The organism is Pseudomonas sp. B14(2022), from assembly GCF_012030485.1.
Classification (GTDB): Bacteria; Pseudomonadota; Gammaproteobacteria; order Pseudomonadales; family Pseudomonadaceae; genus Aquipseudomonas.
Genome location: NZ_JAAUVM010000005.1, coordinates 15,443 through 34,183, shown reverse-complemented (window position 1 = coordinate 34,183; position 18,741 = coordinate 15,443). Strand labels below are relative to the sequence as shown.

The 18,741-nt window shown below is 61.3% G+C and carries 23 protein-coding genes; 11 read left to right on the top strand and 12 right to left on the bottom strand.

Annotation, left to right across the window (positions count from 1 at the left end; genetic code table 11):
* The first annotated feature begins 188 nt into the window (after positions 1–188).
* The 3 genes from HCF10_RS09935 to HCF10_RS09925 all read left to right on the top strand — a co-directional run bounded on the left by HCF10_RS09935 (position 189) and on the right by HCF10_RS09925 (position 3,273).
* A complete protein-coding gene (locus HCF10_RS09935; protein WP_167655419.1) occupies positions 189–1,127 on the top strand; it encodes an AraC family transcriptional regulator in 939 nt (312 codons plus the stop codon).
* 155 nt (positions 1,128–1,282) lie between these two features.
* Complete coding sequence (locus tag HCF10_RS09930) at positions 1,283–2,230, top strand: nucleoside-specific channel-forming protein Tsx (RefSeq protein ID WP_027607506.1); 948 nt, start codon at positions 1,283–1,285, stop codon at positions 2,228–2,230.
* 14 nt (positions 2,231–2,244) lie between these two features.
* Positions 2,245–3,273: a purine-nucleoside phosphorylase gene (locus HCF10_RS09925; RefSeq protein ID WP_167655418.1), complete on the top strand. Its 1,029-nt coding sequence runs from the start codon at positions 2,245–2,247 to the stop codon at positions 3,271–3,273.
* A gap of 16 nt (positions 3,274–3,289) precedes the next feature.
* Here HCF10_RS09925 and HCF10_RS09920 read toward each other — a convergent pair whose 3' ends face one another.
* The 3 genes from HCF10_RS09920 to HCF10_RS09910 all read right to left on the bottom strand — a co-directional run bounded on the left by HCF10_RS09920 (position 3,290) and on the right by HCF10_RS09910 (position 5,299).
* Positions 3,290–4,249 carry a quinone oxidoreductase family protein gene (locus tag HCF10_RS09920; RefSeq protein WP_167655417.1) on the bottom strand — a complete coding sequence of 320 codons (960 nt, stop codon included), beginning with the start codon at positions 4,247–4,249 and terminating at the stop codon, positions 3,290–3,292.
* 30 nt (positions 4,250–4,279) lie between these two features.
* Positions 4,280–4,453: a DUF1427 family protein gene (locus tag HCF10_RS09915; RefSeq protein ID WP_131700718.1), complete on the bottom strand. Its 174-nt coding sequence runs from the start codon at positions 4,451–4,453 to the stop codon at positions 4,280–4,282.
* Between the two features lie 69 nt (positions 4,454–4,522).
* Entirely contained in the window at positions 4,523–5,299 is a 777-nt protein-coding gene (locus tag HCF10_RS09910) for an AraC family transcriptional regulator (RefSeq protein WP_167655522.1), read from the bottom strand.
* A 117-nt stretch (positions 5,300–5,416) separates the two neighbouring features.
* On the opposite strand from HCF10_RS09910, the gene HCF10_RS09905 reads away from it, so the two are divergent.
* Complete coding sequence (locus HCF10_RS09905) at positions 5,417–5,659, top strand: DUF6555 family protein (protein ID WP_131700717.1); 243 nt, start codon at positions 5,417–5,419, stop codon at positions 5,657–5,659.
* 16 nt (positions 5,660–5,675) lie between these two features.
* Complete coding sequence (locus tag HCF10_RS09900; RefSeq protein WP_145337223.1) at positions 5,676–5,939, top strand: hypothetical protein; 264 nt, start codon at positions 5,676–5,678, stop codon at positions 5,937–5,939.
* Positions 5,940–5,984: 45 nt separating this feature from the next.
* On the opposite strand, the gene HCF10_RS09895 is transcribed toward HCF10_RS09900, so the two are convergent.
* From HCF10_RS09895 to HCF10_RS09885, 3 genes are all read right to left on the bottom strand, one after another.
* Positions 5,985–6,155, bottom strand: coding sequence for a metallothionein (locus HCF10_RS09895; RefSeq protein ID WP_131700715.1), 171 nt, complete (start codon positions 6,153–6,155; stop codon positions 5,985–5,987).
* 88 nt (positions 6,156–6,243) lie between these two features.
* Positions 6,244–6,696, bottom strand: coding sequence for a DMT family transporter (locus HCF10_RS09890; RefSeq protein WP_167655416.1), 453 nt, complete (start codon positions 6,694–6,696; stop codon positions 6,244–6,246).
* A gap of 4 nt (positions 6,697–6,700) precedes the next feature.
* Positions 6,701–7,189: a DMT family transporter gene (locus tag HCF10_RS09885; RefSeq protein ID WP_065939787.1), complete on the bottom strand. Its 489-nt coding sequence runs from the start codon at positions 7,187–7,189 to the stop codon at positions 6,701–6,703.
* Between the two features lie 118 nt (positions 7,190–7,307).
* On the opposite strand from HCF10_RS09885, the gene HCF10_RS09880 reads away from it, so the two are divergent.
* From HCF10_RS09880 to HCF10_RS09870, 3 genes are all read left to right on the top strand, one after another.
* Positions 7,308–8,240, top strand: coding sequence for a LysR family transcriptional regulator (locus HCF10_RS09880; protein WP_131700712.1), 933 nt, complete (start codon positions 7,308–7,310; stop codon positions 8,238–8,240).
* Between the two features lie 126 nt (positions 8,241–8,366).
* Positions 8,367–8,717, top strand: coding sequence for a type II toxin-antitoxin system Phd/YefM family antitoxin (locus HCF10_RS09875; RefSeq protein WP_371920983.1), 351 nt, complete (start codon positions 8,367–8,369; stop codon positions 8,715–8,717).
* The gene (locus HCF10_RS09870; protein WP_131700710.1) at positions 8,714–9,091 is read left to right on the top strand and encodes a type II toxin-antitoxin system VapC family toxin; all 378 of its coding nucleotides are present in this window, start codon (positions 8,714–8,716) and stop codon (positions 9,089–9,091) included. The genes HCF10_RS09875 and HCF10_RS09870 overlap by 4 nt, the downstream gene beginning before the upstream one ends.
* A 21-nt stretch (positions 9,092–9,112) precedes the next feature.
* On the opposite strand, the gene HCF10_RS09865 is transcribed toward HCF10_RS09870, so the two are convergent.
* From HCF10_RS09865 to HCF10_RS09855, 3 genes are all read right to left on the bottom strand, one after another.
* Positions 9,113–10,432, bottom strand: coding sequence for an Nramp family divalent metal transporter (locus tag HCF10_RS09865; protein ID WP_131700709.1), 1,320 nt, complete (start codon positions 10,430–10,432; stop codon positions 9,113–9,115).
* Positions 10,433–10,473: 41 nt separating this feature from the next.
* Complete coding sequence (locus tag HCF10_RS09860; RefSeq protein ID WP_131700708.1) at positions 10,474–12,027, bottom strand: DUF726 domain-containing protein; 1,554 nt, start codon at positions 12,025–12,027, stop codon at positions 10,474–10,476.
* A gap of 93 nt (positions 12,028–12,120) precedes the next feature.
* Positions 12,121–12,903, bottom strand: a complete 783-nt coding sequence (locus HCF10_RS09855) for an AraC family transcriptional regulator (RefSeq protein ID WP_167655414.1) — start codon at positions 12,901–12,903, stop codon at positions 12,121–12,123.
* A 103-nt stretch (positions 12,904–13,006) separates the two neighbouring features.
* Here HCF10_RS09855 and HCF10_RS09850 point away from each other — a divergent pair, with 103 nt between their 5' ends.
* The 3 genes from HCF10_RS09850 to HCF10_RS09840 all read left to right on the top strand — a co-directional run bounded on the left by HCF10_RS09850 (position 13,007) and on the right by HCF10_RS09840 (position 16,426).
* Complete coding sequence (locus HCF10_RS09850; protein ID WP_167655413.1) at positions 13,007–13,864, top strand: EamA family transporter; 858 nt, start codon at positions 13,007–13,009, stop codon at positions 13,862–13,864.
* Between the two features lie 126 nt (positions 13,865–13,990).
* Entirely contained in the window at positions 13,991–15,799 is a 1,809-nt protein-coding gene (locus HCF10_RS09845) for a monovalent cation:proton antiporter-2 (CPA2) family protein (RefSeq protein WP_131700705.1), read from the top strand.
* Between the two features lie 72 nt (positions 15,800–15,871).
* Positions 15,872–16,426, top strand: a complete 555-nt coding sequence (locus HCF10_RS09840) for a hypothetical protein (RefSeq protein WP_167655412.1) — start codon at positions 15,872–15,874, stop codon at positions 16,424–16,426.
* Positions 16,427–16,557: 131 nt separating this feature from the next.
* Here the strand turns inward: HCF10_RS09840 and HCF10_RS09835 are convergent, their stop codons facing one another.
* From HCF10_RS09835 to HCF10_RS09825, 3 genes are read right to left on the bottom strand one after another with little or no spacing between them, the layout of a single operon-like run.
* Positions 16,558–17,277, bottom strand: a complete 720-nt coding sequence (locus HCF10_RS09835; RefSeq protein WP_145338849.1) for an alpha/beta hydrolase — start codon at positions 17,275–17,277, stop codon at positions 16,558–16,560.
* A gap of 11 nt (positions 17,278–17,288) precedes the next feature.
* Positions 17,289–18,044: a precorrin-6A synthase (deacetylating) gene (cobF, locus tag HCF10_RS09830; protein WP_167655411.1), complete on the bottom strand. Its 756-nt coding sequence runs from the start codon at positions 18,042–18,044 to the stop codon at positions 17,289–17,291.
* 45 nt (positions 18,045–18,089) lie between these two features.
* Positions 18,090–18,644, bottom strand: a complete 555-nt coding sequence (locus HCF10_RS09825; RefSeq protein ID WP_131700701.1) for a histidine phosphatase family protein — start codon at positions 18,642–18,644, stop codon at positions 18,090–18,092.
* Between the last annotated feature and the right edge of the window lie 97 nt (positions 18,645–18,741).

Below are 18,741 nucleotides of genomic sequence, written 5' to 3'. Positions count from 1 at the left end.
GTTGTTGAGGGCCGATTACAGCAGCTTGGGCCAGGCCCTCACAAACGCCTGACGCATGCCTGGCTGATACTTTTTTAACCGCTGCATAGGGCGCAAAAAAGTATCAGTGCCAGGCGAAACCGGGGGTAGCGAAGGTAGCGCCAACCCGCGTATTTTGAGGCGACTGCACCCATAGAAGAGGCATCACCATGCCCGTCAGTCGCGCCACGCTGTTCGAACACCGCCCCGCCGAGCTTGAGGTGATCCTGCCCGAGCCGCAGCACTGCTTTCGCTGGTTCGAACACGACTACCCTTACGATCTGGCGCGCTGGAACCACCACCCTGAATTCGAAATCCACCTGATTCGCCAGGGCAGCGGCAAGTTGGTGGCGGGCGACTATATCGGTGCGTTCAGTGCCGGGCATGTGGCCCTGATCGGCCCCGACCTGCCCCATGACTGGATCGGCGAACTGGCCCCCGGCGAACATTTGAGCGGTCGCGACGTGGTGCTGCAATTCGACGGCGCCGCCCTGCTTGCCCTGCGCCAGACCCTGCCCGAACTCGGCGACTTGCAGCCGTTGTTCGAACAGGCCCGGCGCGGCCTGGAATTCAGTGGCGACACCGCCGTGCAGGCCGCACGGTTGATGGAAGCCATCGGCAGCGCCCACGGCCTGCAACGGCTGACCCTGTTCCTGCAACTGCTCGACTACCTGAAAAACGCCCCGGCGCAGCAGGTAAAGGCCCTGGCCAGCCCCTGTTACGCTCCGACCCTGGACGCCCGCAGCGCCGAGCGCATCAACAAGGCCTTCGACTACCTGATGCGCGAACTCACCGGCGACGTGCGCCTGTCAGTGATCGCCCAACAGTTGGACATGAGCGAACCGGGCTTCTCACGCTTCTTCAAGCGCAACACGGGCCATGGATTTATCGACCTGATGCGCAAATTCCGCGTGCAACGCGCCTGCCGGTTGTTGCTGCAAAGCGAGATGTCGGTGGCGGATATTTGTTTTGAAGTGGGCTACGCCAACCTGTCCAACTTCAACCGGCACTTTCGAATCGAGATGCACCAGACGCCCAGTGAATACCGCCGTGAAACGGCGATGCACCTGTTCAACCCCATCGAGAAAATGACACCCAGTCATTTCTGATCAAAAGGTCGAGTAATTCTGTTTTTTTCCATGGCATTCAAGCCATTAAGTAAAGTTGGTACAGCCTGTGCAACCGTTTGCGGTACGAACTTGACCGCCAAGTTCCCCACGACCCGATGAATCGGGTTCAAACCGCGTACGAATAGGGACTTTCAATGCACCCAACCTCAAGGCCCCGTGCCTGCTTTGGTGTTTCCTTGCTACTGGCCGCCGTAACGGGAGTACTCAGCGCGCCCATTTTGGCGCAGGAAAAACCCGTCGATGACTCAGCACAGGGCGAAACCCTGAGCCCTGAGGCCAGCCCGGCGAAAAAAGGCGTCTATCTATCGGAATGGTTCAACCAGGACCTGACGCTGATCGGCAGCAAAGACATCAGCTTCGGCCCCAAGCCCCAGGATGATGTCTACCTGGAATACGAGTACTTCGGCCGCAAGGGGCCCTTCGAGTTGTACGGCTACATCGACGTGCCGAAGATCCTCGGCATCGGCAACAGTAACGACAAAGGCGCGTGGGACCATGGCTCGCCGGTCTTCATGGAGCACGAGCCGCGTATCTCCATCGACTACCTGGCCGGACGCAGCCTGGCCATCGGCCCGTTCAAGGAATGGTATGTGGCGTTCGACTGGATCTACGACCACGGCAGCAATAAGGCCAACCGAGCCAACACCCTGTACAGCGGCCTCGGCACCGACATCGACACCCACTCGCGTGTCAACCTGTCGGCGAACTTCTACGGGCGTTACCAATGGGAAAACTACGGCGCCAGCAATGAGTATTCCTGGGACGGCTACCGCGCGCAGATGAAATACATCGTGCCCATCGGCAAGTTCGACAACGGCGCCTCGCTGACCTACATCGGTTTCACCAACTACGATTTCGGCTCGGACCTGCACAAGGACAACCCGGCGCGCACCGCCAACGCCCTGGTGGCGACCAACGTGCTGCTGTATTCGTTCACCCACCTGCGCTTTACCCTGGTCGGTCGTTATTTTCATAACGGCGGCAACTGGGAAGATGGCAGTGAGTTGAACTTCGGCGAGGGTAACTTTCGCGCCCGCTCCGACGGCTGGGGTTATTACGCCGGCGTGGGCTACCAATTCTGATCAAGGATTATTAGATGAATACGTTTACCCGTCTTTCGCTGGCCGTCGGCCTGGCGCTGCTGCCCCACGTGGTGCTGGCTGATTCTGCTGCCCCCATCAAGCCCAAGGTGATGCTGATCACCATGTTCGCCCCCGAGGCGCAAACCTGGATCGACCGCCTGGAACTCAAGCAGGAAGTGCGCGTGCCGGGCCTGTCCGCCGAATACCCGGTGATCCGCTGCAACACCCGGGACGTGTGCCTGCTGGTGACCGGCATGGGCCAGACCAACGCTGCCGCGTCCACCCTGGCCCTGGCCTTGTCGCCCAAGTTCGACCTGCGCCAGAGCTATTTCCTGATCGCCGGGATTGCCGGCATCAGCCCGAAACACGGCACCATCGGCACAGCCGCCTGGGCCCACTACCTGGTGGAATTCGGCACCCAGTGGGAACTGGATTCGCGGGATGCACCCAAGGATTGGCCGACCGGCTACCTTGGCATCAACACCAAGGGCCCCAACGAAAAGCCGCCGCTGGACTATAAGACCGAAGTGTTTGAGCTGAACCCCAAGTTGCAGGCCAAGGCGTTCGCCCTGTCGCACACAGTCGAACTTACGGAAAGCAAAGAGTCCGCCGCCTGGCGCAAACACTACCCCGCCGCACCCGCCAACCAGCCGCCGCAAGTCACCCGCTGCGACACCCTGGCGGGCAATACCTGGTTCTCCGGCACGCGCCTGAGCGAACGCGCCGAGGTGTGGACCAAGTTGCTCACGGATAACAAAGGCGAGTACTGCACCACCCAACAGGAGGACAACTCAACGTACGAGGCCTTGCTGCGCGCCAGCCGCGAGGGGTTGGTGGACATCCAGCGCCTGGCCGTCGTACGTGCCGGATCGGACTTCGACCGCCCCTACCCTGGCTACAGCGAAGTGGACAACCTGCTCAAATACGCCGACCAGGGAGGGTTCGTACCGGCGTTGGAAAACCTCTACCGCACGGGTAACCCGCTGGTACAGGCGATCCTCAAGAACTGGTCGGCATGGGAAAAAGGCGTCCCAGAAGCCTAGTGCACATCAGAATGTGTCAAGGCAGCAAAATGATCTTGTCCGCACTGCCTTGATTCACGTCCTCATAGCACTGCACGCCATCGGCCAGCGCCACTTCGCGCAGGCCGGTCGGCAGCGGCAGCAGGCCCTCATCGAAGAAACGCCCGAACTGCTCCAGCATCACCGCGCACTGTTCACAGTTGTAGAGCAATGAATTGATCCCCACCACCGAGCCGCCCTTGCGATACAGGGCCAGGGCCGGCAGTTGTACATGGCCGTCCACCGGCGCGGCAATGATCGCGATGCGGCCGAACGGCGCCAGGCCTGCCACGGCCGCCGGCAGCCAGAAACCGGTGGTGTCGAAGATCACATCGGCGCCACCCTTGAATACCGCATTGACCTGCGCGCCCAGCGCTTCGGGCTTGCCCAACGCAATCGCGTCGAACCCTTGCGCCTGCAACACCTCGACCTGGTCAGCCTTGCGCACCGCTGCCAACACCTGCGCACCAAGTACCCTTGCCAAGGCCAATGCCGCACTGCCCACCGCCCCATTGGCGCCGATCACCAGCAACCGCGTGCCTTTGCCCACGCCACTGCGCGCCAGCGCATCCCAGGCGGTGGTGTACGGCACACCCAGGCTGGCGGCCTGGGCAAAACTCAGGTGGGCGGGTTTATGCGCCACGCCTTTGGCCGAGACGGTGAGGTACTGGGCGTGGGAACCGTCGGCGAAAAAGCCCAGGTCGCGACCGGTGCCCCAGACCTCCTGCCCCACCAGCGCCTGCGGACCTTGCACAACCACGCCGGCAAAGTCGCGGCCCGGTATGCATGGCACGCTGGTGTAGGGGAAACGCCCGAGTACGTTCTTCACATCGCTGGGATTGAGGCCGGCGGCCTTGATCTGTACCAGCACTTCATCGGCGGCCGGCACCGGCGTGGCGACGTCGACGAAGCTCAGGGCGGTGAGGTCGCCAGTGGCGGAAAATTGCAGTGCTTTCATTGCCAGTATCCATCGAAGGGAGAAAAGGAATCAGGACAACCAACCGCTGACCAACTGCCGGCCCATGGGCCAGAGTTTTTCGCCGAGCAGCATGCCCATCAGGCCCACCAGCGCAATGGCGGGTGGTGCGGGCGAGCGGAAGTCCAGTGCGCCGTAGATCACGCCGACAAAGAGGCCAATGACAAGGGAGATCAGGTAACTCATGGGGGCAGCGCCTGGTGATTTGATGGGCTTAGTGTAGGAAGCCCATCCCGGCAGCATCGGCCAAACGCTTCAGGATTTCGGCCAACTCACATACTGAGAAGGCGCCATCCCCAGTTCACGCCGGAACATGTCGCTGAAACTGCTCGGCGAATAGCCCAGGGACCGCGCAATAGCGCTGACCGACTGGCCCTGGATCAACTCGGCCACCGCCGTGGCCAATTGCACCTGGCGACGCCATTCGGCAAAGCCCATGCCCAGGTGGTGCTGGAACAACCGCGCCAAGGTGCGCACGCTGGCACCTGCCGCCTCAGCATGCTGCTCGAAAGGTATCTCCAGGGACGGCGCCGCCATGACCGCCTGGCAAGCGCTGATCAGCCGGCGATCGGCCTCCACCGGCATGGCGATACGGATCTGCGAGCGCCGCGCCCGTTGCAACTCCAGCAGGGCCAGGCCGACCACCGCGGCGTAATACCCCGCATCACCGCTGTCGCCCTGTTCCACCAGCGTGACGATCAACTCACGCAGCAGCCCACCGACTTCAATCACCTGCACCTGGCTGTCCAATGTCGCCGCCAAGGCCGGGCGCAAGTAGATATTGCGCATCTGCAAATCCGACACCACCCGGATGCCGTGCTCAACCCCCGGCGGCAGCCAGACCGCACGCTGGGGCGGCACCACCAGGGCTTCACGAGGCGTCTCGACCCACATCACGCCGCTCATGGCATAGAGCAATTGGCCCCAGTCGTGCCGATGGGGCTCCACATACAAGCCACGCGGGTACGTGCGTGCCAGGGGTTGCACGGGGACAGCGTGATCACTGAGGTCGGGGGGCGCGGCCAGGGCCATGAGGTGCACGTCTATCGATGGGTAAGCCGTCATGGTAATGACCACCGCTCGACAATCCGAGTGAATTTTTGCCGCCTGGGGCGATCACTTGTTTACACCACCAGGGTTGATGGGCCAATGAATAACGCAAAACTGTTTGTGATCGACTACACCCTCCATGGCGAAGCCAAGTCATTCATTATCCGTCTGGAAAAGCTGGATACCTTGGAGGCCTGGCATTGGGCAAGCTGTGACGCTGGCGTGGGCCGTATCGGCCGTTTCGCCCGCGAGCAGGTGAAGAAGACCAGCCAGGAACAGGCCGAGAAATTCGGCATAAAAAACGTGCAATGGCGCCGCTCGGATGTGCGCGCCCAGGCTTGATCAAGGAGAAATGAGCATGGATTCAATCAACGGCAAAGCGCGCATCGATTACACCCGGGACACGTTGTTCGGGCCATTGGCCAAGCATGTCGAGTGCCAGGTGAGCGTGCAGCACAAACCCGGCTGGCTGGTGCTGAAGGTGTTCCAGCCGTTGCCGGACGATTTGCATGATGCGCAAACCCTGGTGCTGGCACTCGAAGGTCGGCGAACCAGCGGCGTGGTAAAAGACAGCCGGCATTTGTCCGACCACAGCCTGCGCCTGGAGCTGGAACCCCAATAATCGATACGCAGGGAGCCCACTATTTCAGGCTCCCTGCGAACGTATTCAGCCTTTGGCCGACTTGGCGCACTCGCACCCCGTTGCAGCCGAACAAGGCTCGCCATGGGCATGGTGCTCGGCACAGCCCTGGCAGCAATAGCCCTTACCGTCCTTCATTACCGCATCGACGCCCAGCACACACTTGCAATGTGGGCAGGCACAGGTTTGATCAGGCATGGCCAGACTCCTTCTTCATGGTCGTCCGGTGCGGCGGTTGCCAGCACCTTAAGCAGTGACTGCCCGCCGTCGGCGATGGTTCAAACCATCAGTCGGTACGCGTATTGCTGCGGTACATGAACACCAAGGCCAGCGCCAGACACACCATCGCCAGGATGCGGCTGCTCGACAGTTCGACAGCCGGGTTGCCCAGCCACCCGAAGTTATCGATCAGCATGCCCATGCCCAATTGCCCGGTGATCACGGCCACGGTTGCCACCGCAGTACCGACCACCGGCACCGCCCCGACCATCACCATCATGTACACCACGCCAAACAATGCGCCCGTCAGTTGCCATTTGGGGACGTCCAGCAGGCTGAAGGCCTGGGCCGGTTCGAAGAAGAAAATCAGCAGTGCGGTGGTGAGCGCGCCCACCGCAAACGTCAGCAGACTGCTGCGCAACACGCCTACCGACTGGCCGAGGCGCCCATTGATCGCCGCCTGCACACTCAGCACCGCACCTGCAGCAATCACCAGCACCAATAACAGAATCAGATTCATCGCCTTACCCTCGTGCTATCAGAACAAGTGCCGCCACAATCAACGCCAGGGCTATCCAGCGCTCGCCATTGACCCGTTTGCGTGCGGTGCCGAACCAACCAAAATGATCGATCAGCACGCTCTTGCCCACCTGACCGGACAAAATCGCGATCATGGTCATGGCAATACCGATGTGCGGCGTGGCCAGGGTCAGCACCACCACATACATCGGCCCCAGGAACCCACCGATCAATTGCCAGCGCGGCAGCTCGGACAGCGCCGGCCCCTTCTGCGGGCCGCTGAACAGCAGCAGCAAAAACAGAATCGCCGAGCCCACGCCGAAGATGCTCAAGGTTGCCCACAGGTGCCCCACTTGCACGCCGAGCGGCCCGAGCAATCCTGCCTCGACCGACAAGCCCATGCCGGCCAGGATCACCAGCGGCAACAGCAGCAGCCGTAGGAGGTTTTTCTTCGGCGTGGCTTGCGCCACAGCCTCGATGGAACTTGCTTGCATACATCACCTGCACGTCAACAAAGGATTGGATGACGCGCATTATCCGGTGGTCGTTCTGTGCGATAAATGGGAGTATGCGGACAACACCTTTGCGCAGAACGCACAGCACGGAGCCACGATGCAGGGTTTGAATGAATTGAGTTTCAAGGCGCTGCGCCTGTTCGTCGCCGTGCTGGATCACGGTAGTTTTTCTGAAGTAGCCCGCCGTGAAGGCTTGGCGCCCTCCTCGATTTCCCGGCAGATCCAACTGATGGAACAAGCCCTCGGCCAGCAGTTGCTCTATCGTCACACCCGCGCGGTAAGCCCCACCGAGGCCGGGCGCCTGCTGGGGCGGCACGCGCGCGTGATGCTCGAACAACTGGAAGCCGCCGGCCAGGCCCTGCAGGAGCAGGAAAGCGAACCCAGCGGCCTGGTACGCATCAACGCACCGATGGTGTTCGGCCAGCGTCACCTGTCACCGTGGCTGGGTGAGTTATGCCGGCGCTACCCGAAACTGCAACTGGACATCCAGCAAACCGACACCTTCGTCGACCCGCTGCAAGACGGCACCGACCTGCTGTTTCGTATCGGCGTGCTCAACGATTCCAGCATGCAGGCACGCATCTTCGCACCCCAGCGCTTTCGCCTCGCGGCCAGCCCCGCCTACCTGGCCCGGCATGGCACGCCCCGACACCCTGAAGAACTGATCCACCACCAGTGCCTGGCCTACAAGGGCATCACCGGCCAGCAACGCTGGTTTTTCCGCAAGGGCCAGGACGACTGGACACCCTATAGCGTTAAGGGCCCGATCACCGGCAACCATGCCGACACCCTCACCCACGCCGCCGAACAAGGCCTGGGGCTGGTGGTGTTTCCGTCCTGGCTGATCGGCGAAGGCCTGCGCGCCGGCACCTTGCAGGCGGTGCTGACGGACTACGATGTGGCGACAACCCTCGAGCCCCAGCAGATTGCGGCGTTGTGGCCGGGGAGCCGGCGCCTGTCGCTGAAAGTGCGCACGGTGATTGATTACTTTGTGGAGTGTTTTGGGACGGTGCCGTATTGGGATCGATGAGCGGTTGAGGAATTTTCCGCGTAGTAAAAGTAGGCTCGGTCTGATTTAACGAGCCACTATATTTTGGACTGGGTGCATTGCGGCAGACTTTGGCGATGTCTTTTTTGGAGAGATGCCATGGTTTTCATGTACCCAAAGCCATCGCGCGATGAACGCGCGGCGGCAACCAGCGGTCGGCCCGTCTTGGATAGCTCGCCCAGTTTTGGCTATATTTGGCCAAAATACGCGGAGCACCTCATGATTACCGTACCCTTGGGCGAAGCAAAAAATAACCTGTCAAAACTGGTGGATGACGCCGCCGCCGGCAAAATTATCACCATTGCCAAGCATGGACGTGCGATGGCGCAACTCGTCCCCGTGGGGAAATCCAAAGGTCAGCGAATTGGCGTGATGAAAGGAAAGCTGGTTGTCCCCGAGGATTTTGAAGCGCCCCTGCCAGATGACCTGCTGGATACGTTTGCAGGCAGCCATCCATGAGGGTGCTGCTGGATACCCATGTTCTGCTCTGGGCACTGAGTGATGACCCGAAGCTATCCAGCAAAGCCCGACGACTGATCGAGAATGCCGCAGAGATTTACGTCAGCGCGGCAACCTTCTGGGAAATGGCGATCAAGGTCGGCCTTGGAAAACTCGATGCCGACCTGGACGAAATCCGGGAATATTGCCTTGAAAGCGGTTTCGTCGAACTGCCCATCACCTCAGAACACGCGATTGCCGTAAAGGATCTTGAGCATCATCACAAAGACCCTTTTGATCGGCTCATCGTAGCGACAGCCATCAGTGAACCGATGAGGCTAATGACCGCGGACGCGCAGATTGCCCAATACACATCCCTGGCCATTCTGGTGTAGTCCACACCCACTGCCCGGAACTCAGAACACCCACTGCCCAATCAACCACGCATTGGCCCCACTGATGACCGCAAACAGAAACCACGCCAACACGCGGGTATGCAGGCGATTGACGAACGGCCCCATCAGTTGCTTGTCGCCGGTCATGCGGATCAAGGGGTACAACGCGAACGGCAACTGCAGGCTGAGCACTACCTGGCTGAGGATCAGCAGCTTGCCAATGGCCTGGTCACCCATCAACCACACCCCGAGAAACGCCGGGATCAGCGCCAGCCCACGGGTGATCAGGCGGCGTTGCCAGCAGGGAATGCGCAGGTTGAGGTAGCCCTCCATGATCACTTGCCCGGCGATGGTGCCGGTAAAGGTCGAGCTTTGCCCGGACGCCAGCAAGGCGATGCCGAACAGGATGCTGGCAAAGGCGCCGCCCACCAGCGGGTCGAGCAAGCGGTAGGCGTCCTGGATCTCGACCACCTCAGTGTGCCCCGTCTTGTAGAAGGCGGAGGCGGCGAGTATCAGGATGGCTGCGTTGACCAGCAGTGCCAGGGCCAGGGAGCCAATGGTGTCGATCCGGGCCAGCTTGACCGCGTCCTGTTTGCTCGCGAGGTCTTTGCCGATCAGGCGGGTTTGCACGATCGAGCTGTGCAGGTAGAGGTTATGGGGCATCACCGTGGCGCCGAGAATACCGATAGCCAGGTACAACGGCGCGGCATCGCTGATGGCCGAAAGGGATGGGGTGAAACCACTGAACACATCCGGCCAATAAGGTTTGATCAGCACCAGCTCAATAAAGAAACACACGCCGATGGTCGCCACCAGCGCCAGCATGATCGCTTCCAGGCGGCGAAAACCACGGTTTTGCAGGGCCAGGACCAACAGCGTATCGAAGGCGGTGATGACAATGCCGGTGGTCAGGGAAACGCCCAGCAGCAGGTGAAACGCCAGGGCGCAGCCGAGCACTTCGGCAAGGTCCGTGGCGATAATGGAGATTTCCGCCAACACCCACTGGGTGCGTGCGGAGCGTTTGCTGTAGCGCTCACGGCACAGTTGTGCGAGGTCCTTGCCGGTAGCGATGCCAAGGCGTGAGCACAGGCACTGCACCGCCATCCCCGCCAGACTGGCGAGCAACACCACGAACAACAGGCTGTAGCCGTAGCGCGACCCGGCTTCGATGGCCGTGGCCCAGTTGCCCGGGTCCATGTAGCCGATGGAGATCAGCAGGCCGGGGCCGGCAAACATAAGAATGCGTTTGAAGAACGACGCCGTGGGGTCAACGGCGACGGAGCCCGCCACTTCCGGCGGGCAGAATGGAGCGGTAGCGATTTTCGGCAGGCTGAATTTCACGCGGTATCCCAGGCAAACACACTCGACAGGGGCTCAGCTTATCAGTCAGACGCAACGGTGCGCATCACCGTCTCCCGAGGCAGGTCAAACGCCTCCACCACCTGCACCACCAGGTCCATCTCCTGGTTCAAGGCTTCACGCTCCATGCGCTGGCGAATCACCCCGACCACCAACACCGCCAGGGTGGTAATCGAATAGGCCGGGCCGGAAAACGCCCGTACACCGCTCACCAGCAGCATCGCCGCCGCCAGCGCCTGGCCCACCACCGGGATCGCCGTGGCCGCACCACGACGCAGGATAAACCCGGTCAACCCGGCCAGCGCCGTGCCACTCAATGCCGTAGTGGCCGAGCGGCCGACATCGAAACGGCTGAACAGCCCCTGCTCTTTCTGTGCAGCCGCCTTGAGCTCTGCGTCGAATACCTGGCGGTCGGCGTTGCTGAGTTTGTCCTTGTACTGCTCAATCAGTTTTTCCGCGACCAGGGCTTCAAGGTCAGCCAGCGCAACGGTTGCGACGGGCTCGGAAAACTTGATCCCCAGCCGCTGCGCCACATCTTCGGCAATCTGGCGATAGTTCACGCCGTGGCCACGGGCCAGGTTCATAAAACTATCGCCGCCCATGCGCTGCAACTCGATGGCCAGCTTGAGCGGCTCGCGCACCGTGGCGTCGATCGATGCACTGCGCTTTTGCGCCATCAATTCGGCGAGAAACTTCAGCTCTTCCGGCCGCGCCTGCACCAGGGCCGGAAACAAGTCGACGTCCTCTTCGGCAAAGCGTACCTCGCTGCTGCGCTGGTCGGAACGAATCAGGCCGCGCCGCTCCTGCAACAGGTCGGTGTACTGCACCACGGTCTGCAACTGCGGCCAGTAGGCGGCGTGATCGAAGGTGGCCAAGTGCACATTGGTGACCTTGGCCTTGAGCGCCGGCGTCACCGGGATCGCGTACCGGCCGATGCACCGCTCGGTGTCCGGCTTCATCGCCAGGGCCCAGTCCTTGCTGGAATGGCAATTGATCACCCGCCCCTTGAGCGGCGCGCACACCTCTTCCCAAGGGCTAGACGTACAGATCGCGCCGCCCATCAACAGCAGGTTGTCCAATGGCAGCTCGCGCGCGGTGTCCGGGCTGGCCAGCAGGCTCTTGACCAGAATCCGCGCCCCCAGGGAATGACCGATCAGGTTGATACGCCGCACCTCCAGCGACTCGCCATGCAGGTAGCTGGCCAGCTCCGGCAGCAAGCTCCTGGCCACTTCGTCCACCCGCGCCTCGACGCTTTTATAGTGGTCGAGAAAATACGCAATCGCCTTGCCCACGCCTACGGTCGCAGCACCGATGCCACCACCACCCAGCATCGCGGCGATCACATCCTTGAAGGGCGCAAACAGGTTTTCCAGGAAATGCCCCGCCGGCCAGAACAGCATCAGGTTGGTCGACCCTTCGATACCCGCGAGCTGCGCCTTGAAATTGCCCAGTTGTTGCCGGTTGAAGAACGCCGAGTAACCGTGCACATAGAGATTGAGCACATCCCCCTGAGGCTCGCCGCACAATACGAACGTGGGCTTGCGGGTGCGGTGCATTTCATCCCACTGGTGCTGCATGGGCCGGTGACTCCTGGTGACGAGGGACGGCGATAATACCAAAGGGAGGCTTGTAGGACGGTGAATCCTGACCGGCGTGGCGGTCGCGAAGGATCAGAACTGCGCCGCAGCCTTTGATTTGGCCAGGTAGCGCGCCGGCGAATCCCCCAGGTTGCGCCGGAACACGGAGGTGAATGCACTGGAACTGCTGAACCCCAATTCGAGCGCTACCTCGGTGATGGACGCGCCGTGGCTTAGCCGTGCGGTGGCTTCCAATAGGCACACCTGCTGGCGCCAGGACACGAACGTCATCCCCGTGCCCTCGTAGAAATGGCGGGTGAAGGTGCGCCGGCTCATGTTCGACCAATCAGCCATCTCATCAAGGGTGATTTTCTGCGTGGGCGCATCCAGGAAGCGCTGACAGGCTCGCGCCAGCCGCGACTCGCACGGCAATGGCGCGCTGAGTGGCAGCTCGGGCATGGCTCCGATTTCATCAATCAACAGCGTCAGCACGCAGTGATGCCTCACGCTGGGTAATGTCGAGGAGTCGATAGCCAACGCCGCCTCAAGCAAATGCCTGAGCAGGGGCGACACTTCAAACACTTGGCAGCGCTCCTGCAACCCCGCCCGCTCAGCCGCCTCGGCGTTCAAGTAGGTATTGAGCATCACCACATCCCCGCGCATATGCATAGCGTGGGGCACACCACCCGGCACCCAGATCGCCCGTTGCGGCGGTACCACCCAGTTGCCGAGATCGGTGAACATTTTCAGCGCGCCGGTGGAGGCATAGGCGAACTGCCCACGTGAATGCGTGTGCCGCTCAAAGACGGTGCCGCAAGGGTATTCGCGCAGTGTTACCACGGCTTCAGGGCTGGCGGAGTCAAAGGTCGGAATCATGGCCCGATTCTGTCAAAAGATGACCTTACATAGCAAGCGGGCCAGCCAACCACCCCCTAACATCCACGCCCTTGGATAACTGTAATGACCAAGGGAACATTCCATGCTGAAAAAACATCTGGCGCTCGCCGTGCTCGTCACCTTGGTATGGGGGGTGAATTTCCCCATTACCAAACTGGGCCTGCGCTCGGTCGACCCCTTCGTCCTCACGGGCATCCGCTTTGCCCTCGCCGCCCTGCCACTGGTGTTCTTCATCAAGCGCCCCGCCGTCAAATTCAGCTACGTGGCCGCCTACGGCGTCATCTTCGGGTTGGGCATGTGGGGCGTGATCAACTATGGCATCGAGAGGGGTGTGAGCCCCGGCATCGCGTCATTGATCATTCAACTCAGCGTATTTTTCACCATGGGCTGGGGTTGCGTGTTGTTCAGGGAAAAACTCCGCGGGACGCAAATGGCAGGTGCATTTCTGGCCCTGATCGGCCTGGCAGCTATCATCTCCACCCGGGAAGGCAGCCACGCAGTGCTGGGCGTGATGCTGATCGTATTCAGCGCGCTGGCCTGGAGCGTGGGCAACGTCATCATCAAGAAGTCGGGGGTCACTGAGGTCTTCTCGTTCATGGTGTGGGCCAGCCTGTTTCCGCCGATCCCGTTATTTCTTATGGCCTGGCTGATGCATGGCAGCGCGCCGTTCGAAGGCTTGCAGTCGAGCCTCGACATCATGGCGATCCTGTCCATTCTGTTTCAGGTGTACCTGGCGACGCACTTTGCCTACTGGGGCTGGAACTCGCTGCTCAGGCTGTACCCGGTGTCCACGGTGGCGCCACTGTCGTTGTTGATTCCGGTGTTCGGGATCAGCAGTTCGATGCTGCTGATTGGCGAGCGTGTTTCCACGCCGGACCTGATCTCGATTGCGATCATCATCGTCGGCCTGGCCGTGGGTTTGTACCGCAAGCCGGCGTGAACCGCCCGCCGCCAAACACGCACTGGCGTGTTGTCCCTTCAAACGCAGCAAAAACACAATTTTCGAAAGGTAAAAAGCGCTCTAATACCCTCCTGTCGATTGGTTTTAAAGATCCTGGAGTTCGAAATGCCCCATGAAGGCAACCTGCTACAAGCAGCCGTGGTGTTCCTGCTCGCGGCCGTGCTGACCGTGCCCCTGGCCAAGCGCCTGCAATTGGGCGCGGTGTTGGGCTATCTGTTTGCCGGTGTGATCATCGGCCCATCGGTATTGGGCCTGATCGGGAACCCGCAAAGCGTCGCGCAGTTCTCCGAATTAGGCGTGGTGTTGCTGCTGTTTATCATCGGCCTGGAACTGTCGCCCAAGCGTTTATGGGTGATGCGCAAGGCTGTATTTGGCGTCGGCCTGGCCCAGGTGCTGCTCACCGGCCTGGTCATGGGCGTGGTGGCGTTGTGGCTGTTTGGCCAGTCGTGGAACAGCGCGATTGTGCTGGGCCTAGGCCTGGCGCTGTCGTCCACCGCATTTGGCCTGCAAAGCCTGGCCGAGCGCAAGGAGCTGAACCAGCCCCACGGACGCCTGGCGTTTGCGATCCTGCTGTTCCAGGACATCGCCGCGATCCCGTTGATTGCCATGGTGCCGCTGCTGGCCGGCAGCGATCATCCGACCACCGAAGCCCAAGGCCTGCAACACGTCCTGCAGATCCTCGGCAGTATTGCCGTGGTGATCATCGGCGGGCGCTACCTGCTGCGGCCGGTGTTTCGCATCGTCGCCAAGACCGGCCTGCGCGAAGTGTCCACCGCCACCGCCTTGCTGGTGGTCATCGGCACCGCCTGGTTGATGGAACTGGTGGGCGTGTCCATGGCCCTCGGTGCCTTCCTCGCCGGCCTGCTGCTGGCGGACTCGGAGTACCGCCACGAACTGGAATCCCAGATCGAGCCGTTCAAGGGCCTGCTGCTGGGGCTGTTCTTTATCAGCGTGGGCATGGGCGCCAACCTCAGCCTGCTGCTCAGCTCGCCGCTGGTGGTGATCGGCCTTACCCTGCTGTTGATCGGTTTGAAGCTGCCGCTGCTGTACGCCGTGGGGCGTATGGTGGGTGATCTCAACCGCGAAAGCGCCCTGCGCCTGGGTGTGGTGCTGGCCGCGGGCGGTGAGTTCGCCTTTGTGGTGTTCAAGATCGGCCGCGACCAGGGCCTGTTCGAACCGCACCTCTACGACGTGCTGGTGCTGACCATCACCCTGTCCATGGCCGTCACGCCGCTGTTGCTGCTGGTGTGCCCGAAGCTGTTCAAGCCCAAGGTCAAGCCGGTGGAAGTACCGGAGGAATACCGCACCATCGAAAGCGATGCGCCGCGGGTGGTGATCGCCGGCATGGGCCGTATGGGCCAGATCGTCGCGCGGATCCTGCGTGCACAGAACATCTCCTTCATCGCCCTCGACACCTCGGTGGAAACCATCGAGCTGACCCGCAGTTTCGGCGGCATGCCGGTGTTCTACGGTGACCCACAACGCCCCGAGATTCTCCACGCGGCCAAGGTCGACCAGGCGGAATTCTTCGTGATCGCCATGGACGACCCGGAGATCAACATCAAGACCGCCGAACTGGTGCGCAATCTCTACCCGCACATGAAGATCATCGCCCGCGCCCGTAACCGCCAGCACGTGCACCGCCTGGTGGACCTCGACGCGTCACCGGTTCGCGAGACCTTCTACTCCAGCCTGGAAATGAGCCGCCGTACCCTGGTGGGCCTGGGGTTGAGCCAGGCCCAGGCCGATGCCCGCATCACCCGCTTCAAGAACCACGACCTGCAAGTGCTCGCCGCACAGCACGCGGTGTACGACGATGCAGCCAAGGTGATGCAAACCGCCCAGGAAGCACGGGCGGAACTGGCGCGACTGTTTGAGATGGATCGACTTGAGGAAGAGTCCGACAAGGTGTGAGGCTAAGGATGAACGATATTGCGAATTTTCTGACAGAATACGCCGCAATTTCGTTCATCCTTGGAGCGCTTCATGGTCAATTTCACCAAGACCGCAGTCCTGTTGGCCCTCGCGCTTACCGCCGGCAGCGTGTTCGCCGCCGCCAAGCCGGCCACGCAAACCATCTCCACCCTGGGCGGTAAGTTCAACTTCAACCTGCCCAAGGCTTACGCCGCCGACGCCCTGCCAGCCGGCAAGGCCGAGGACGGCACCGCCGATACCCAAGGCACGATGTACGCCAACCAGACCACGAAAAGCGTGGTGATCGTCGCCGAAACCGTGCGTAACGACGGTGTAACCATCAAGGACAACGACCCGCAGTTCCTCGACGGCGCCGTGGCCGGTTTCATCAAGGACCAGAGCGCCGCCCTGCCCGACTTCAAGAAGCTGAGCGAAAAGAAACTGACCTTCAAGGGCCTGGGCCTGCGCCAGGTGGACAGCACCGCCACCCAAGGCGGCGGCAAGACGTTGAACTCCACGTTCCTCGGCGGCTCCGGCAACCACTTGCTGGTAATCCAGGCGATCTCGCGGGCCGATGATGCGAAGGGGCATGCAGAGCTGGTGAAGCAGATTACCGGCGGCAAATAACAAAGAGTCCTGACAACACCCATCAAATGTGGGAGGGGGCTTGCCCCCGATGGCGGTGGATCAGCTAATGAATCTGTTCACTGTCACTGCGCTATCGGGAGCAAGCCCCCTCCCACCTTTGTTCAGCGCGCTCACTTCAAACTCGTTTCCAGCCACGCTTTCAAGTCCTGCACTTCCGCCTCACTGACCGTGTGGTTCATCCCCGGATAGCCATGAAACTCCGGCTTCAACCCAAGCCCCACCAACACCTCATTGGCCCGCGTCGCCGACGCATACGGCAGTGCCTGGTCCAGGGTGCCGTGGCCAATAAAGATCGCCAGTTTGTTTAAACGCTCATCCGGCTTGAGCTCAGCCTTGAGCACCGGCAGCACGCTGCCACTCAACGCCGCAATGCCGCGCACCAGCTGCGGGTCACGTAGAGCCACCTCATACGACATGATCGCACCCTGGCTGAACCCCACCAGGAACACCCGGTCAGGCTGGGTGTGATACTTGGCGGTGGCTTTGCCGACAAAATCCTTGATCAGCTTGGCGCTGCTGTGCAAATCGGCGGTCACACCATCGTAATCGCCGTCACCCGGTGTCTTGGTAAACCAGCGAAAGCCATTCGGCTGCACCGGCGTCGGCGCGCGGGCCGACAGGTAGGTCCAGGTGGACGGCAGCGCGTCCTTGATGCCGAACAGGTCTTGCTCATTGCTACCGAACCCGTGCAGGAAAATCACCAGCGGCTCGTTGCGCGCATCGGCCTGGGTCTGTTCCAGGTACGCCAGCGGCAAATCGGTGTGCAACTCGGAATCAGCGTGGGCAACGCTGGCCATCAGGGTCAGCGCGAGGGCAAGCAGTTTGAACATGGGACGTTACCTCAGGGTTTGCGTAACAAGTAAGTGTCCATGATCCAGCCATTCTCAAGGCGCGCCGCCTTGCGCACCCGTTCGATCTGTTCTGCCACTTCACCGACCTTGCCGCTGATCAGGATTTCATCCGGTGTGCCCAGGTAGGCACCCCAGTAAATATCCAGGTCCTGATCGGCCACCGTACGGTAGGAATCTTCCGCGTCGAGCATGACCACCAGGGTATCGGCATCGCTGGCCTGCCCCGCCGCCAATCGACGCCCGGTGGTGATCTCGATGGACTTGCCGATACGGTTCAACGCCACCTTATGCTGGGCCGCCAGGGCTTGCACGCTGGTGATGCCGGGAATCACCTCGAATTCAAAGGCGCAGCGGCCACTGGCCAGGATCGCCTGCAGGATGCGAATGGTGCTGTCGTACAGCGCCGGGTCGCCCCAGGCCAGGAAAGCGCCCACTTCACCATCGGCCATTTCCTCGTTGATCATGCGCTCGAAGGTGGCCTGCTTGTCGCGGTTGAGGTCCTGTACGGCGGTGGTGTAGTCGATCTCACCGCGTACGCGCTCGGGGCAGTCGGCCTCGACAAAGCGGTAACCGGGTTCGGTGATATAGGTCTCGCAGATCTCGCGGCGCAGGTCGATCAGCTTGTCCTTGCTCTGGCCCTTGTCCATCAGGAAAAACACGTCGGTGCGGTTCAGCGCTTTCACGGCCTGCATCGTGATGTAGTCAGGGTTGCCGGCGCCAATGCCGATGATGAGGATGCGTTTCATGGGTTGCTCTCATTGCGGGGCATGGATTTTGCCATGTTCAAGCACTCAGGCGTGAGTTTCCAGGCGCAGGCGCCACACCGTGTTGAAGCGCAGCTCGGTAGCGGACAGGGGCTCGACGTCGATCTGGTAGAACATCGAGACCGGACACTGCATGACATACAGCATCGCCGCGCGAATAACAAAGGGATGGGTGATGGCCACTACGTGCCCGGGCTGGGCCTCCAGGGTTTTCATCCACGCTGCGACCCGCGCGCAAATTTGCTCAACCGACTCGCCACCGTGGGGCGCACTGGCGCTGTGGGTCATCCAGTCCAGCAACGCATCGCTGTCCAACTCGCTGATGGCTCGGCCCCTCCAGTCGCCAACGTCGCCATCGCGCAAGGCGTCTTCAATCACTGCTTGACCGCCGAACAACCCTGCCGTCTGCCAGGCACGTGCCTCGGGCGCGCACACCAGACGCAGGTTTTTCTTATAGCGCCCGGCCAGGGATAGCGCTGCGGCTTGCCAATCCATCATCACGGACTCGTTATCGGGAAAACGCCCGTACTTTTGAGCGGGTGTGGCGGCATGGCAAATGAGGGTCAAGCGGGTGGCCTGCATCACTGCTCACTCTGCATCGGGATAGCGCTCTGTATACACCTGATACACATGTGCGGAACCGCCGAGTTTAAACACACCACTCCCTACAAGCCACACG

What these genes read in the sequence shown, in the direction of transcription:
- HCF10_RS09850 (WP_167655413.1), top strand. Translation starts at nt 13,007, where the DNA reads ATGCTGAAAAAACATCTGGCGCTCGCCGTGCTCGTCACCTTGGTATGG.
- HCF10_RS09860 (WP_131700708.1), bottom strand. Translation starts at nt 12,027, where the DNA reads ATGCAGCACCAGTGGGATGAAATGCACCGCACCCGCAAGCCCACGTTC.
- HCF10_RS09915 (WP_131700718.1), bottom strand. Translation starts at nt 4,453, where the DNA reads ATGAGTTACCTGATCTCCCTTGTCATTGGCCTCTTTGTCGGCGTGATC.
- HCF10_RS09870 (WP_131700710.1), top strand. Translation starts at nt 8,714, where the DNA reads ATGAGGGTGCTGCTGGATACCCATGTTCTGCTCTGGGCACTGAGTGAT.
- HCF10_RS09900 (WP_145337223.1), top strand. Translation starts at nt 5,676, where the DNA reads ATGGATTCAATCAACGGCAAAGCGCGCATCGATTACACCCGGGACACG.
- HCF10_RS09935 (WP_167655419.1), top strand. Translation starts at nt 189, where the DNA reads ATGCCCGTCAGTCGCGCCACGCTGTTCGAACACCGCCCCGCCGAGCTT.
- HCF10_RS09910 (WP_167655522.1), bottom strand. Translation starts at nt 5,299, where the DNA reads ATGGCCCTGGCCGCGCCCCCCGACCTCAGTGATCACGCTGTCCCCGTG.
- HCF10_RS09875 (WP_371920983.1), top strand. Translation starts at nt 8,367, where the DNA reads ATGTACCCAAAGCCATCGCGCGATGAACGCGCGGCGGCAACCAGCGGT.
- HCF10_RS09920 (WP_167655417.1), bottom strand. Translation starts at nt 4,249, where the DNA reads ATGAAAGCACTGCAATTTTCCGCCACTGGCGACCTCACCGCCCTGAGC.
- HCF10_RS09895 (WP_131700715.1), bottom strand. Translation starts at nt 6,155, where the DNA reads ATGCCTGATCAAACCTGTGCCTGCCCACATTGCAAGTGTGTGCTGGGC.
- HCF10_RS09840 (WP_167655412.1), top strand. Translation starts at nt 15,872, where the DNA reads ATGGTCAATTTCACCAAGACCGCAGTCCTGTTGGCCCTCGCGCTTACC.
- HCF10_RS09930 (WP_027607506.1), top strand. Translation starts at nt 1,283, where the DNA reads ATGCACCCAACCTCAAGGCCCCGTGCCTGCTTTGGTGTTTCCTTGCTA.
- HCF10_RS09885 (WP_065939787.1), bottom strand. Translation starts at nt 7,189, where the DNA reads ATGCAAGCAAGTTCCATCGAGGCTGTGGCGCAAGCCACGCCGAAGAAA.
- HCF10_RS09905 (WP_131700717.1), top strand. Translation starts at nt 5,417, where the DNA reads ATGAATAACGCAAAACTGTTTGTGATCGACTACACCCTCCATGGCGAA.
- HCF10_RS09845 (WP_131700705.1), top strand. Translation starts at nt 13,991, where the DNA reads ATGCCCCATGAAGGCAACCTGCTACAAGCAGCCGTGGTGTTCCTGCTC.
- HCF10_RS09925 (WP_167655418.1), top strand. Translation starts at nt 2,245, where the DNA reads ATGAATACGTTTACCCGTCTTTCGCTGGCCGTCGGCCTGGCGCTGCTG.
- HCF10_RS09835 (WP_145338849.1), bottom strand. Translation starts at nt 17,277, where the DNA reads ATGTTCAAACTGCTTGCCCTCGCGCTGACCCTGATGGCCAGCGTTGCC.
- HCF10_RS09855 (WP_167655414.1), bottom strand. Translation starts at nt 12,903, where the DNA reads ATGATTCCGACCTTTGACTCCGCCAGCCCTGAAGCCGTGGTAACACTG.
- HCF10_RS09825 (WP_131700701.1), bottom strand. Translation starts at nt 18,644, where the DNA reads ATGCAGGCCACCCGCTTGACCCTCATTTGCCATGCCGCCACACCCGCT.
- HCF10_RS09880 (WP_131700712.1), top strand. Translation starts at nt 7,308, where the DNA reads ATGCAGGGTTTGAATGAATTGAGTTTCAAGGCGCTGCGCCTGTTCGTC.
- cobF (WP_167655411.1), bottom strand. Translation starts at nt 18,044, where the DNA reads ATGAAACGCATCCTCATCATCGGCATTGGCGCCGGCAACCCTGACTAC.
- HCF10_RS09890 (WP_167655416.1), bottom strand. Translation starts at nt 6,696, where the DNA reads ATGAATCTGATTCTGTTATTGGTGCTGGTGATTGCTGCAGGTGCGGTG.